This is a genomic window from Rhizobium sp. P32RR-XVIII (assembly GCF_012641395.1).
Taxonomy (GTDB): Bacteria; Pseudomonadota; Alphaproteobacteria; order Rhizobiales; family Rhizobiaceae; genus Rhizobium.
Window position 1 is genome coordinate 177,837 of record NZ_JABAIH010000005.1, and the last position, 14,151, is coordinate 191,987.

Consider the following 14,151-nt stretch of genomic DNA (forward strand, 5'->3'; position numbering starts at 1 on the left):
TCCTGCCTGACGGTAAGGTCCGCAACCTGTTGACGCCGGCTGTCACATATTGCTTGGGCAAGGATGGTCATGACGGTGTACGCGAGATGTGTGAGTTTCAGGGTCTCCCTCTGCCGGGGCGCGATCGCAATAAGCATCTGACCGGGGTGGTCTCCATAAGGCGGCGCTGCTCTTGCCAACACGGCTACCGCTGGCGACAGCAATCAGCCCTACCTGGAGTCCGCAAAGGTCCATCACGCGACATGCCCGGCACTGCCGTCGAGCGGCAGCAATCGGTCGGATCGTGATCTTCTCGGCGTATGGAGAGGGCAGACACATCGAGGGAACTCAGACGACACGACCGCGGGACAAACGATGTCGACCGCAGTACGGTTTGGTTGCAATTCCCGAATCGAAAATAGAATGCGGTCGTTCATCTGATCCACGCAGCAGGAACAAATTCCGCTGAGTTACAGCCTACTCGTTAGGGTCGAACCGCCGTCATTCCTGAGTTCCTGCCGGGCGCGGCTGCACGGCTGCCCATTGCTTGCCGCCTTGCTTGACATGTTCAGCTGCGTCGGCCTGCCACGCGGCGAGATCATCGTGCGAACCGGCAACCATGTAGAGTTTGCCATCGACGATGACCCAGGATTCGGGGTTCGCTGGTACTAGAACGTGATTGATGATTGCGCCAGCGCAGAAGCCCCCGAATTGTGGCGCATAGTGATCGGGATCAGCGATAAACATGTCGCGATGGGCGACGCTGGCAAACCGCCACCTAGCGTCATTCCACATATATTCAAATGAACTGCTGCCTTTAGTCGCTTTGCCCTCGGTGAAGTAGGCGACTGTGTCATAGCCCTTGATTGCGATATGATTCACGCCAGCAGCGGCAATCGGCTTCGTATTCTCGGCATTGATGGCTCCTGCCGTTGCGAATTGCAGAACGACGATGCAAAGCGTCCATCCGAGTGATCGTGCAAGTGTCACGCGCATTCGCCGGTCCTCCGAAAAGAGGCCTGCGGCGCTCGCTAGGTAGGTCATTCAGGCCGCGCTCGGCGCTCGCCGTGGCCATTCGCAATCTAGTCCCAAATTGTATCAATTCGTCCTATTGTTGACGAGTCAAAACTGGGCGGTGCTGGCGGCGCGCCGGAATAAGCCAGTCCGCCGGGAGGCGGCATGTGGAAGAGCATGGACCGAGACGCAAGCTCACCACGATCCTCAGCGCGGATTGTGCAGGCTATTCCCGCTTGATGCGGGCCGACGAAGAGGGAACCTTTCGGGTCCTTCAGTCGTGCCTTGAATTGATCGCTCGGACCATCGGCGAACACGAGGGCCGCGTCTTCGGCGGCGCTGGCGACAGTGTGGTTGCGGAGTTCCCCAGTCCGGTCGAGGCCGTGCGGGCCGCCGGAGAGATTCAGAAAGCGATCGCGGCCCTGGGAGCCGGACTTGTCGAGGACCGTAGAATGCGGTTCCGGATCGGGATAAACCTTGGCGATGTGATCGTCGAGGGCGACAACCTGATCGGCGATGGCGTCAATGTCGCCGCGCGGCTACAGGGCCTTGCAGAGCCTGGGGGTATCTGCATTTCGGCCGGCGTCCACGAACAGGTGAAGAACAAGCTTACCCTTGCCTGGGATGACCTTGGCGATCAGAGTGTTAAGAACATCGCCGAGCCCGTGCGGGCATTTCGGACACGAGCCGGAGTGCCCGGTCCTAATCGAGCACCAACCGCGAAAACCACCGCTCGCCGGCCTCTGCTGCTGGCGGGAACGGGACTTCTCGCGGCCCTGGCATCGATCGCCTTGATTGCTTCTTATTCAGGCTGGCCAAGCCGACCGCCGCAATGCGGCCGGGCCTCAATCGCCGTGCTGCCGTTCGCAAATTTGAGCGGTGATCCGGCGCAGGAATATTTTAGCGACGGAACAACCGAAGACGTCACCGCAGCGCTCGGCCGATTTAGCGATCTTGCTGTAACAGCCCACGCTGCCGCGATGCCCTATAAAGGAAAGCCCGTGCGGCCCGAAGAGATCAGCCGCGATCTGGGTGTGTGCTACATTCTCACCGGCAGCGTGCGCAGGAGCGGAGAAAAGTTTCTCGTCACGGCGGAACTCACCGACACTCATGATGGCCGACATCTGGATTCTTACAGTGAGGGCGGGGACATCAAGGACCTTTTCGATGCAAGGAACCAGCTCACACTTGGCGTCGTCGGCAAACTGGCCATCAGAATAGAGGATCTTGAGAGGCGGCGCGCTCTCAAGAAGCCGACCGCCAATCTTGACGCTTACGATCTCGTCCTGCGTGGGCGGGACCTCTACGCAAGGAACACGCGCTCCGCAAACAACGATGCGCGCGAGCTATACGAGAAGGCGATCCAACTCGATCCGACCTATGCATCTGCCTACGCTGCGCTCGGCAAGACATATAAGGCAGCCGCCTTTTCCGGCTGGACGGAATTTATAGATGACGCATTTGTGCAGGCGGAGCGGTTGGCTCGGAGGTCCATCGAACTCGACAAAGACAGCGCCGAGGCGCACCGCCTGCTGGGCGACGTCTACTCCTATCGCCGGCAGTTCGACCTCGCAGTCAGCGAGTTGGGTTGGGCAATCGAACTCAATCCAAGCGATGCCGAGGGATATGTCTACCGTGGTGGGCTGGTCGCGTCGTTGGGTCGGTCGGCCGATGCGATCGCCGATTTCGAAATCGCAAAGGCCCTGGACCCGGTTTTGAGCTTCACGTCTCCCGGTTTCGGCTTTGCCTTTTACCTCCAGCATCGCTATGAAGACGCTGTCACGACGTTCGCACAAGGCGCTCACGCCGCACCGCACGACATTATCATTCGAGCTGGCCTTGCCGCCTCATACGGCCAGCTCGGGCGCAAGCCGGAAGCAGCTCAGGCCGCTGCCGATGTTCTGCGCACCTGGCCGTTCTTCAAAGTGGACCAGTTCATCACGAACTTCCAGTCAGAACAAGATCGTGCATTGATTGCGGAGGGCCTGCATAAGGCCGGGCTGGAATAAGGCTCCGATCAGACGCGAGTATACAATGTTTTGTCTGGGCGTGTGATCGAGCCTCAGGCCTCGCTGTCAGTGGCCGCTTCTGGCGCAATGCGGACGCGGAGCCATGACTGCTGTCGGCCCAAAGCGGACAGATTGATGCACTTCATCTTGTCGACTGCTAGCGGAAGAGATTGAGGAAATCGTCCATTAAGTGCTCAGCTTTGTCCTTGGTATCAAGTAACTTGAGCATGTGGTGCGAGCGCTCGTTTCCGAGGTACGGCGCTGAGGAGAACCATCCGCCATCGACCACGACGTCGGTGCCGGTAATGTAGGATGACTCGTCACTGGCCAGGAATAAGGCCGTAAAAGCGATCTCTTCTGCCCTGCCGCTTCTCCGTAGCAGGATCGTGTTCTTCATCACCCTGGACTGCATCTTCTTCACGATCGGATTTGAACTCATCGCCGCGGTCAGATCGGTCTCGATAAAACCAGGCTGGATGACGTTGCAGCGGATTCCCCAGTCGGCGTACACATACGCCGCGGAACGCGACAGTCCCTCAAGTGCCCATTTGGAGGAGGAGTATCCGGTGGCGAAGTTGCCGGTGATGCCTGCAACCGACCCGATGTTGACTATCGAGCCTCCTCCGGAGTCCCTGATCAGTGGCGCGCAAGTCTGGATACCCCTCAGAGTGCCAGTGACGTTGATCTCAAAAATCTTGTTCCACTCGTCGATGTCGACTTTGGGAAACCGCACGAGGGCATTGCTGCCGACGATGTTCATGAGAACATGCAACGCTCCTGCTTGCTCTTTGACATGGATAATGGCGGCGTCCCACTGATCCTGTTCCACAACATCGAGCTGTACGTAATGAGCCTTACCACCATCGGCGTTGATCTCCACGGCCAAGGCATCGCCGCGTTCCTCGTTGCGTCCCGCAATGAAAACCGTCGCGCCCTCCTTCGCGAACAGCCGTGCTGACGCGCGCCCCATGCCGCCGTAACCCCCAGTGATCAATGCCACCTTGTTCGCAAGCCGCATGGTAAACCCTCCACGACGTCGGGATTGTTACGCAAGCCCGATTTCAGTCGGCCGGGTGATCATGATCCGCAGCCGACTAAAGCTGTCAAGGGCCAAGGTTCGACATCGATGACCGCAATTGGCGCAAAGCGGACATGGTGCCATGACCGCTTTCGGCCCAAAGCGGACAATAGAATGTTGCATATCGTTTCAAGACCATCTTCATCAATCCAGCGCATGTTTCGTTCAGACGCGAGATGGGAATTTCTTTGAACAGCAACCATGGGGAGCGGTCTTGCGAGTCTTGATACGCTGCTTCTGGATTGGAATTGGTTATGGAGCCGCCGCCTTGACGGCCACCACTATCTGCATGATCGTCAACCAGCTCGTAGCGGGTGTCTGGCCCAACGTGGGAGCGACGCTTTTGCTGATTTTAGCTGCAGCGCCGGTGCTGGGACTCAAGGCACTCCCGCTTGCCGCACTAGCGATCGTTGCCTCAGAGTTCACCACTCTACGGACGTGGTTGTATTTTGGCTTGGTCGGAATCGCTATTGGCCATTTTGTAGCGAGCGGGTTCAACGTCAACCTTTTCAATCGTGAAGGTAACGTGGACTACAACTACATCACAGCAATCCTCGCAGCCTTGATTGCGGGAGTTGTCTATTGGCGCGTGACGGTAGATGATTCTGCGGTCGGGTCATGACCGCTTCTGGCGCATTCCGGAAGTGAATTGCACGAACGAAAACAGCCACCCGTCGCATGCCAGATAATTCCCCAAGCGCGAACGTGCTGTCGGTGATACGCTGGCGAGCCTGATGTCCCAACGTGTAAATGCAAGAGCGGGAGTGTGAGATGACGACACTGTTCGTAAGGCACGAGGTTTCGGACTATGCGACCTGGCGCAAGGTCTATGACGCGTTTCGGCCCGTACAGAAGGCAAACGGCGTTATGGCGGAGGCGGTGTATCAAGCCGCCGACAATCCCAACGACGTTACCGTCACCCATGAGTTTGCCACGGTTGAAGCAGCTCAAGCCTTTGGCAAGCTCGAAGAGCTAAGGGCGGCGATGCGCACAGGAGGGGTGCTGGGCGCGCCAACGGTGTGGCTTACCAACAAAGCCTAAGAAACAGCCCGGAACAATGTTTGCGAGAGCGGAGCGGAAGCTTGGCTGGCGCCGAGTGGCGACTGCCTTATTTTCTCGACAAGCGCCCTCCCGATGCCATGTTCGACACCGGCATCATGAAACCTTTTGATTTTTAAGCCGTTGTCGCGCTTATGTCCGACGCTAAATTCAATCCGAAATCGGTCGATGGTCCCGAACCGAACGGTGCCGGGACGTCGCGCCAAGAGAAAGCATCGACTGTCGAGGCCGCGCCGCCGCCAAATGTCATCGAACCCGATCCGGAGCTGACGCCTGAGGAGGCCGAGCAGGCGCGCAAGAGGTACTTGCTCACGCGTTTCTGGATCAGCGCGCGCGGTTACTGGGGCCGCGGCTGCGACCGCTTCGCGTGGCCTTGCTCACTCGGGCTATTGGCCCTGATCGGCATCAATGTCGGCTTCCAGTATGGAATCAACGTCTGGAACCGCGGAATTTTCGACGCCATCGAGCGACACGATGCCAACACCGTCTATTTCCTGAGCGCCGTGTTCCTGCCGCTCGTGCTCGGAAGCGTCGCCCTTGTCACCGTACAAGTCTATGTTCGCATGATGATCCAGCGCCGCTGGCGTTCCTGGCTCACGACCGCGCTCATCGCGCGCTGGCTCGCAAACGGCCGTTACTATCAGTTGAACCTCATCGGCGGCGACCATAAGAATCCCGAGGCGCGCATCTCGGAGGATTTGCGGATTGCCACCGAGTCTCCCGTCGATTTCATCGCCGGTGTCATCTCGGCATTTCTGTCGGCCACGACCTTCATCGTGGTGCTGTGGACGATCGGCGGCGCCTTGAGCCTGACAGTCGCCGGTTCGACGGTCACTATTCCGGGATTTCTCGTTGTCACTGCCGTTCTCTACGCCGTCATTACATCCAGCGTGATCGCGGTCATCGGCCGCCATTTCGTCCAGGTCTCCGAGGTCAAAAACCAAGTGGAAGCCGAATTTCGCTACACGCTGACGCATGTGCGGGAAAACGGCGAGAGCATTGCGTTGCTCGGCGGCGAAGGGGAGGAGCGCAGCGACCTCGACAAGACGTTTACCAACGTGCTCAGGCAATGGGCGCTGCTTGCACACCAGCACATGCGCACGACACTTGTGTCGCAGGGGTCGATGCTGATTGCACCTGTTGTCCCAATCCTGCTTTGCGCTCCGAAGTTTCTCGAGGGCAGCATGACGCTCGGACAGGTGATGCAGGCTGCCTCCGCCTTCGCCATCGTTCAGAGCGCATTCGGATGGCTGGTCGACAACTATCCCCGTCTCGCCGATTGGAACGCCTGTGCACGGCGCATTGCTTCGCTGATGATGTCGCTCGACGGGCTCGAGCGCGCGGAACAGAGCAACGCATTGGGACGCATCACGCGTGGTGAAACTGAAGGCGATGCAATGCTCAGCCTGAACGATCTCTCCGTGTCGCTTGACGACGGCACCGCCGTGGTCAAGGAAACCCAGGTCGTGATCGAACCAGGCGAGCGGGTGCTCGTGGCCGGAGAATCCGGTTCAGGCAAGAGCACGCTGGTGCGGGCCATCGCAGGTCTTTGGCCGTGGGGTGACGGCAGCGTCAATTTCCACGCCGACAGACGACTGTTCATGTTACCGCAACGGCCTTATATCCCTTCCGGGACGCTTCGCCGTGCAGTCGCCTATCCCGGCGCCGCTGATAGCTGGGCGCTGGATAAGATCAAGGCCGCCCTCGACAAGGTGGGCCTCGACTATCTGAACGACAAGATCGAGGAAGATGCGCCTTGGGACCAGACGTTGTCGGGTGGCGAAAAGCAGCGGCTCGCGTTTGCGCGTCTGCTGCTGCACAATCCCGATATCATCGTGTTGGACGAAGCAACGTCAGCACTCGATGAAAAGAGCCAGGACAAGATGATGGAGATGGTGATCCACGAATTGCCTGATGTCACCATCATAAGCGTAGCGCATCGAGCTGAGCTGGAAGCCTTTCATAGCCGCAAGATCACGTTGGAGCGGCGCGAGGGCGGCGCAAAGCTTGTCAGTGATATCGATCTTGTCCAGCGCAAGAGAAAACGGAACTCGCTTTTGCGCCTTTTGGAGAACCGGCGCTCTCTACCGAAAGGCAGCGTGGACTCGAGTAAACGGCGGACCACCGGCGGTCGATAGACAAGACGGCCGCCCTCAACGCCTGCGTCGCAAGTGCTCTAGTTCCGATGATTGGTCAGGCTCGCCCACCCCAGCGCGTGGTAGAGGACAATCGCTCCGATTGTCGCGGTGCCAATTCCGTCAAGCGTGAAGCCCGCGACGGCGAGCTTGAAGTTGCCGGCACCCAGCACGAGCGCGACACCAACCGTGATGAGGTTCCGCGGTTCGCCGAAGTCGACCTTGTTCTCGACCCAGATGCGCCCCGCAGTCGCCGCGATGAGGCCGAAGACGACGATCGAAAGCCCGCCGATAACAGGTCCCGGGATCGTCTGGATGAGTGCGCCGAATTTCGGCGAGAAGCCGAGAAGGATCGCGATCGCGGCCGCAACCAGGAAGACGAGCGTGGAGAAGATGCGGGTCACCGCCATCACCCCCATGTTTTCCGCATAGGTCGTCATGCCCGTGCCGCCGAAGGCGCCCGAGAACATGGTCGCGATGCCGTCTCCGATGAAGGCGCGGCCGAGATAGGGGTCGAGATTGCGCCCCGTCATCGCGCTGATCGCCTTGATGTGCCCCAGGTTTTCCGCAACGAGGATGACGACGACGGGGGCGATCAGCGTCATCGCGGAAGCGGAAAAGACCGGCGCGGTGAAGTGAGGCCAGCCGAACCAGGGAGCTGCCGCGACGCCAGCAAAGTTGATCGGCGCGCCGAGGCCAAGCCCATTCGCGAGCACGAGATAGGCGAGATAGGCGAGCGCGCCGCCAATAAGAATTGGCAGGCGGCGCGCCATGCCGGGCGCATAGACCGCGACCGCGCCGACGGCGGCGAACGTCAGAATGGCGACCCAGCGCGAGAGCTGGTCGCCGCCCGGGTTCGCCGGGCTCGTTCCCGACGCGCTGGCTATGGCAATCGGCGCGAGCACGAGCCCGATTGCGGCGACGATTGCGCCGGTGAGGACGGGTGGCATCAGCCGTTCGATCCAGCGATGGCCAGCGAGCGTGACGATGACGCCGATCAGCGCATAAAGGGCACCTGCGGCGATGATGCCGCCGAGCGCCAGTCCGATGTTCGGATTGGGTGCCCCGGCTACTGCCCCCGTCGCGGCAAGAACGGGGCCGATGAAGGCGAAGGAGGAGCCGAGATAACTTGGCACGCGCCCGCCGACGGCGACGAAGAAAATCAACGTCGAAAGGCCGGAAAAGAAGATCGAGACGTTGGGATCGAACCCCATGATGATCGGGGCGAGCACGGTGGAGCCGAACATGGCCACGACATGCTGGAGCCCGAGCACCATTGTCTGGCCTGCAGGCAGCCGCTCGTCGGGCAGGATGCGCCCTTCCGCCTTCAGCTGCCAACGTGGAAAATAGCCGCCTGTCTCGCCCATCGCTCGCCCCGTTCCGTTCGATGCCCGCCCAGCGACTTTGAGGAATGCTCTCGTAGTGCGTCAAAGGCGTGAAATAGAGTTACCTGTCGTCCGATACTCGACCGTCGCTAGGCTTCGATTCGTTGTATCGGCTCCTCCCGTTCTCCGATACTGATATCGGCTGCTGCTGTCATGGGGTCGAAACGGTTTCCCACAACACTCGACCGCCGAATGACGCTAGCAAGAGATTTAAGTTTTTCGGATAATTCTTGTCTACCTGAAACGATCGCTTCCGGCGCTTTTGACATATCCGGCTTCGCCGTTTGGCCCGAAGCATTTAGCGGCGCCTGGCAATTGCCCGCGTGAAATGGCTCACAGGGGCTGGAGAAAGACGGCTTGCGTCTTACTTCAGGGAGGAAATGGGAAGTGAAGAGCGAAAGGACCCGCGCAATGGCCAAGAACACGATCTGCCTATGGTACGACAAAGACGCCGAGGCTGCCGCCCGGTTCTACGCCGAAACCTTCCCGGACAGCGCGGTGGGTGCCGTCATTCGTGCACCTGGAAACTATCCAGACGGTAAGCAGGGAGACGTGCTGGTTGTTGAATTCACCGTCGCGGGTATTCCTTGCATCGGCTTGAACGGCGGTCCCGCGTTCAAACACAACGAAGCCTTTTCATTTCAGATCGCGACTGACGATCAGGAAGAAACCGACCGCTACTGGAACGCCATTGTCGGCAACGGCGGGCAGGAAAGTGACTGTGGCTGGTGCAAGGACAAGTGGGGTGTGTCCTGGCAGATCACGCCGCGCGTACTCACCGACGCGCTTGCGGTAGGTGGTGATCAAGCAAAGCGAGCGTTTGATGCAATGATGACCATGAGGAAGATCGACGTTGCGGTGATCGAAGCCGCTCGGCGTGGCTGAGGTATCATCAACTCTACGCCGTAGCGTCCGCGGCTGGCGCTGACGCGACATCGGGGGAGGGCCGCCGCCGTCATCCGTGCAGCTCATGGAAACTGTGGCATGACTGAGCCATGGCGATACATGTCTTGGCGTAGGTTGGCGACAATTGCTAGTTGATCGCGAGGAGAGGCGCCGCGTCACCTCTCGTTGGCGGACGTCAGCGGCGTTTCGAGGGTCAGGCTCGTGCTTTCCAGCAGGGCCTCAGTCAGGAGCGTGACCAGCGGCCGGACGATGTGCTGCAGGGCGGGGTTTTCACCGATGACGGAGACTTCGGCGACGGGCAGCGCCGGCCAGCGCTCGGAGGGGGGTAGAATCTTCATGCCGTTCTGGACGAAGGACTTGCCGAGGACGGTGACGCCGAGGCCACCGAGAACGGCAGCCTCGATGCCGATGAGGTTGCTTGTGGTGCAGGCCGTCACCCATTCGCGGCCGATCGCATCGAGCGACTCCGTCATGATGGCGCGATAGATGCAGGGCGGGCGCATCATCACCAGGCGGACGGGCCTGCGGTCGTCGGCGCGATAATCGGGGCCGGCGATCCAGACCAGCGGCTCGCGCCAGATGACACGGCCGGGATGGAGGGAACCGTCCTTCCGCCTCTTGGCGATGACGATGTCGAGGCGCCCAGCCTCGTATTCGGCGAGCAGATCCTCGCTCGCCGTCGTCGTCAGCTCCAGTTGCACGTCCGGATGGAGGCGGCTGAACCGGGAAAGCAGCCGGGGGAGCTGCGTCTGGACGAGGTTCTCGGAGATGCCGAGCCTGAGGAGCGGGACCTTTGGCGGATCGCGAAGCTCCTGCATGAAGCTTTCATAATGGGCGAGCAGCCGCTTGCCCGCTACCAGGAGCCGCTCGCCGTCGCACGTCAGGTTCAGCGAGCGGCTGGTCCTGTCGAAGACGCGCATCTGCAGGATGTCCTCGAGGCGGAGCACCTTCTGGCTGACCGCCGATTGCGAGCGGCCGACTACTTCGGCAGCCGCGGTGAAGCTGCCAGTCTCGGCGACCGCCACGAAGGCGCGGAGCAGGTCCAGTTCCAGATCGAGTAGCATTGTCATCGATTAGTCTTTCAACTAGATGTGATTAACTTTATTCGTTTGTCTTCTTTATGGCAATCTCCAACAATGACGCCAGAAACGAACGCGCAACGCATGCCGTTTCAAAGCGATCGAGCGTCCTTTGTGCATCCTATCGGACGCGCGGCACTCTAAAGGAGATATGGATATGGCAACGAGAAATTCGGTCGAAGTCGTCAATAATTTCTGGCGGCAAGTGTGGCAATCGAAGAACCCCGAGGCCGTCGACCGGCTGGTGGCGGAAGACTTCGTCATCACCACGGGCGGCGTCGAGGTCCGCTCGCGGGAAACCTTCAAGAAATGGATCGCGGCCTTTCTTGCGAGCATCGATGACTTCCGGTTCGACGTCGTCGAGATCTTCCAGAACGAGACCGGCGACCGCGTCGTGTCCCGTTGGATGGTCACGGGCAGGAACAACGGCTTCATGGGGTCGCCGGCCTGCGGCTCCCCGATCACCATGACCGGCACGGCCGTGATGCATGTGCGCGAGGACGGGCTCCTGCAGCATAACTGGGTGGAGCGCAATGCTCTCGAGGTGCATCGCAACCTTGCCGGAGTGGAGCACGTCGCCTGAATTCCACGGGGCGGCGCCGACAAAGGAGCGTCAGCGATGTCTAGAATTTCCCGGAAATACCGCCATTTCGTCTTCGGCGTCATACAGTCGGGGATAACCTGCGCCGTCGCGGCGGCGATCGCGAGCCTTCCCTTCTACGCCGAGGGAAGCTTCGCCGCCCACTGGTTGCGGGCCTATCTCTTCTCCTGGACGGTCATGCTCCCCGTCGTGGTGATCGCAGCGCCTGCCATCCGCAGGCTTGCGGATGCGCTCACGGACTGAAGGACACGACGAGATTTCCACGCATCCCGTGGCCGCGGATCGGGATACTTGCCGTGCTGCGAGCTCCCTCATTCAACTCTCTCTCAAAGGAGAAGAAGAGGCGGCAGCGAACGCGATCGCTGCTGCTGCCGATGTCCCCATCGCACCAAACGCGGCCTTCTCGACTCCTCGGGGTTCGCTCGCTGGCGGCCATTCGCAGCAGCGCCGAGCTTCGCGGCCATGGTTTTCCTTGTGGCAGAGAATGCCTCGGCCGATATGATTTGCACCATGCATGCCGGCCCGATGCTCAGCGGCATGGTGCCGATGAGCCTGTTTTCATGCCGGTCCCTGGCTGAGATTGATGGCAGGCGGCGAGGGAAGCGTCCGCCGGGGATAAGCCGGCGGACAGGCGTGTCTTTGGAGTGGGAATTTACGCCGCCAGCGAGGCTCATGCCCCGACCGCTTTCGGCTCTCCAGAGCGGTCGTTATCGTTCAACTTCCACCCGATTAGGGGTTGGGGCAGTTGCGACATCTTCGGCGCGGAAGGTTTGCATACATATAGGCCCTCCCTCTTGCACTAAGCATCCGCCAAGCCCAGTTTGGCCGCCGGCATCTACTACTTAAATCCGAAAAATGGTCGCGACCACTTCATACTTTCAGACGCGATCAAAATGATCGAACTTACTGGACCCATGAAAGGAAATACTACGGCGGCATCGGGCTGGAGAAGCTGTCCGGCAACCCGCGTGTTGACATTTGCCACATCTCCAGAATATTTCGTGATAAAGTTGTTATTTTTATATCTTTGTCGTCATACGCGCGAGCCCTAGAGGCGATCGCGATCATGCCGTCCGGCAATGCAGCACTGATTGACTTTTCCGATGTCATGCAACTTGGGGGCAAGGAGCAAATATGGACATGATCGCTCACGCGCGTCAGACGACCGCGAAGCCGCGGCTCTTCTGGAGACGCGCATTTGCTTACCTAATAGACATGGCAATTTTTGAAGTGTTGCTTTCAGTCGTTGCGATCGTCATTCCCTTGAATTTCGGAATGCCGCTTTTTCAGAGCACGCAGTGCGAAGAAGCCAATCTTGGCCCATTGGTCGAAAAAACTGAGCGTGAATGGCCGCTGAATCCGGGAGAAAGGCGGGTAAACCAAATCTGCTACGTCAAGCCGTTCTTGGGAAAAGAGAGTGCCTTCTTTCGGACAACGGTCATCACTGGCAATCCCGACGGCGGAACATTTTCGTCTCGTGGCGTGTCGACGGCAGTGAACCAAAATGGTGATGCGATCAACCCGGTCTCAGACAGCGTCGGCACGCTTTTCGGCTTGATACTCGCGTCGCTCGCGTTCGCATACTTCAGTGCGAATGGTCGACGGACGTTGGGCAAGAAGATCCTGTCCATACAAGTAGTCACTGTGGAAGGCGCGTCGCCGCAGTGGAGCAAAGCATCGAAAAGGGAACTTTTGAAATTTTCACCATTGATCGCCTTTGCGGGGATCAATCTGGTCAATGCGGTAACAGCATCCGACGAAAGCTTCGATGCCTATCTGCGGGCTATGCGCGATGGGTCGGCGGCAACCACAACTCCGATACTGATCGCCGTGGCACTTCTCATAGCGATGCTGCTGTGGTGGGCGCTGCCTCTCATCCGATGGCGCGGCCAGATGCTCTACGACCGATTCTGTGGTTGCGAGGTCTGCAGGTCGTCGGGACGACATTCGCTCTATTCAGGCCGAAACAGATGCACCGACATGTAAGGAGAAATCAGGATGACATCGTGGTTCTACGCGTTCGGGGGACAGAGTCTGGGGCCTGTATCTGCCACAGAGGTGAACGTGTTGATCAAATCCGGACATCTCGATGCTCAGACATTAGTCTGGCATCAGGGCCTCGATCGCTGGTGCTCGCTCGCAGAGGTTGAGGAATTTGGGGAGGCGGCAGCAGTCTACCTTCAGCAAAGAGCGCCAACTCCATCCCTGCCTTCGTCGTTCCCTGTCCAGACCATGGAAGCTCGCCCATGGCCGCGATTTTGGGCACGGATGTTCGATATTGCGGTCGGCGCTGCAGTCTGGGGATTTGCTATCGGCTTTACCCTAGGAGCTATCTTCGGGCCAGCCTCGGTCGCAAGCGCTTTGGAGTCCAAGGGGATCCTCTTTCAGCTAGCGCTGCTGCCATTGATCGGGCTATCCATGGCCTACTGCACCACCGCGTTTGGGAATACACCGGGCAAAGCTCTGCTTGGAATAAAGGTCCGAAACCTCGACGGTACCGATAGTCTTTCGTCATACGTGGGGCGAGAAATGAGAGTCTGGCTGGTCGGCCTGGCGGTTGGTATTCCGATCATCAATTTTGTCACGCAAATCGCTCAGTTTTTGCGGGTGAGAAAGGGCCGGCCCACGAGCTACGATGAGGGAAGAGCCATCGTTGCGGGGAGGCCATCCTTGATGCGGACTATGATCGGAGCCCTCTTGGCGATCCTGCTACTTTTCATTGCAGGTCTTCCTTATGGAAAATCAAGTTCGAGCCGATACGAGTTCAAATCGCGTGGAATTGCCCAGGCCAGATTGCTTCCAATAGGTATTCCTCGCTCCTGATAGAGCCGGCTCAATGCTGAGAATGTATCCCTCGCTGCTGTCGAAAACTTCCAACTGTCCTATCAGTGGACGGAGGTGAACTG

The 14,151-nt window shown here is 59.2% G+C and carries 13 protein-coding genes; 9 read left to right on the forward strand and 4 right to left on the reverse strand.

Going from position 1 to position 14,151, the window contains the following annotated elements:
• Positions 1-480: 480 nt before the first annotated feature.
• Positions 481-975, reverse strand: a complete 495-nt coding sequence (locus HGP14_RS16785; RefSeq protein WP_168831000.1) for a YHS domain-containing (seleno)protein — start codon at positions 973-975, stop codon at positions 481-483.
• A 185-nt stretch (positions 976-1,160) separates the two neighbouring features.
• Here HGP14_RS16785 and HGP14_RS36470 point away from each other — a divergent pair, with 185 nt between their 5' ends.
• The gene (locus tag HGP14_RS36470) at positions 1,161-3,002 is read left to right on the forward strand and encodes a tetratricopeptide repeat protein (protein ID WP_168831001.1); all 1,842 of its coding nucleotides are present in this window, start codon (positions 1,161-1,163) and stop codon (positions 3,000-3,002) included.
• 157 nt (positions 3,003-3,159) lie between these two features.
• Here the strand turns inward: HGP14_RS36470 and HGP14_RS16795 are convergent, their stop codons facing one another.
• On the reverse strand, positions 3,160-4,020 hold the full coding sequence (locus HGP14_RS16795) for an SDR family NAD(P)-dependent oxidoreductase (protein ID WP_168831002.1): 861 nt from the start codon (positions 4,018-4,020) through the stop codon (positions 3,160-3,162).
• Between the two features lie 328 nt (positions 4,021-4,348).
• Here HGP14_RS16795 and HGP14_RS16800 point away from each other — a divergent pair, with 328 nt between their 5' ends.
• From HGP14_RS16800 to HGP14_RS16810, 3 genes are all read left to right on the forward strand, one after another.
• Positions 4,349-4,702, forward strand: a complete 354-nt coding sequence (locus tag HGP14_RS16800) for a hypothetical protein (RefSeq protein WP_168831003.1) — start codon at positions 4,349-4,351, stop codon at positions 4,700-4,702.
• A gap of 149 nt (positions 4,703-4,851) precedes the next feature.
• Positions 4,852-5,121, forward strand: a complete 270-nt coding sequence (locus HGP14_RS16805; protein ID WP_168831004.1) for a cyclase — start codon at positions 4,852-4,854, stop codon at positions 5,119-5,121.
• A gap of 152 nt (positions 5,122-5,273) precedes the next feature.
• Positions 5,274-7,277 carry an ABC transporter ATP-binding protein/permease gene (locus HGP14_RS16810; protein ID WP_168831005.1) on the forward strand — a complete coding sequence of 668 codons (2,004 nt, stop codon included), beginning with the start codon at positions 5,274-5,276 and terminating at the stop codon, positions 7,275-7,277.
• Positions 7,278-7,315: 38 nt separating this feature from the next.
• On the opposite strand, the gene HGP14_RS16815 is transcribed toward HGP14_RS16810, so the two are convergent.
• A complete protein-coding gene (locus HGP14_RS16815; RefSeq protein ID WP_168831006.1) occupies positions 7,316-8,641 on the reverse strand; it encodes a solute carrier family 23 protein in 1,326 nt (441 codons plus the stop codon).
• 429 nt (positions 8,642-9,070) lie between these two features.
• On the opposite strand from HGP14_RS16815, the gene HGP14_RS16820 reads away from it, so the two are divergent.
• On the forward strand, positions 9,071-9,544 hold the full coding sequence (locus HGP14_RS16820) for a VOC family protein (protein WP_168831007.1): 474 nt from the start codon (positions 9,071-9,073) through the stop codon (positions 9,542-9,544).
• A gap of 176 nt (positions 9,545-9,720) precedes the next feature.
• Here the strand turns inward: HGP14_RS16820 and HGP14_RS16825 are convergent, their stop codons facing one another.
• Complete coding sequence (locus HGP14_RS16825) at positions 9,721-10,635, reverse strand: LysR family transcriptional regulator (RefSeq protein WP_246704487.1); 915 nt, start codon at positions 10,633-10,635, stop codon at positions 9,721-9,723.
• 166 nt (positions 10,636-10,801) lie between these two features.
• Here HGP14_RS16825 and HGP14_RS16830 point away from each other — a divergent pair, with 166 nt between their 5' ends.
• The 4 genes from HGP14_RS16830 to HGP14_RS16845 all read left to right on the forward strand — a co-directional run bounded on the left by HGP14_RS16830 (position 10,802) and on the right by HGP14_RS16845 (position 14,068).
• Positions 10,802-11,227: an ester cyclase gene (locus tag HGP14_RS16830; RefSeq protein ID WP_168831008.1), complete on the forward strand. Its 426-nt coding sequence runs from the start codon at positions 10,802-10,804 to the stop codon at positions 11,225-11,227.
• Positions 11,228-11,263: 36 nt separating this feature from the next.
• Positions 11,264-11,488 carry a DUF2798 domain-containing protein gene (locus HGP14_RS16835; protein WP_168831009.1) on the forward strand — a complete coding sequence of 75 codons (225 nt, stop codon included), beginning with the start codon at positions 11,264-11,266 and terminating at the stop codon, positions 11,486-11,488.
• Positions 11,489-12,379: 891 nt separating this feature from the next.
• Positions 12,380-13,231 (forward strand): RDD family protein, encoded by an 852-nt coding sequence (locus tag HGP14_RS16840; RefSeq protein ID WP_168831010.1) that lies wholly within the window; start codon positions 12,380-12,382, stop codon positions 13,229-13,231.
• A gap of 12 nt (positions 13,232-13,243) precedes the next feature.
• Positions 13,244-14,068, forward strand: coding sequence for an RDD family protein (locus tag HGP14_RS16845; protein WP_168831011.1), 825 nt, complete (start codon positions 13,244-13,246; stop codon positions 14,066-14,068).
• Positions 14,069-14,151: the final 83 nt, after the last annotated feature.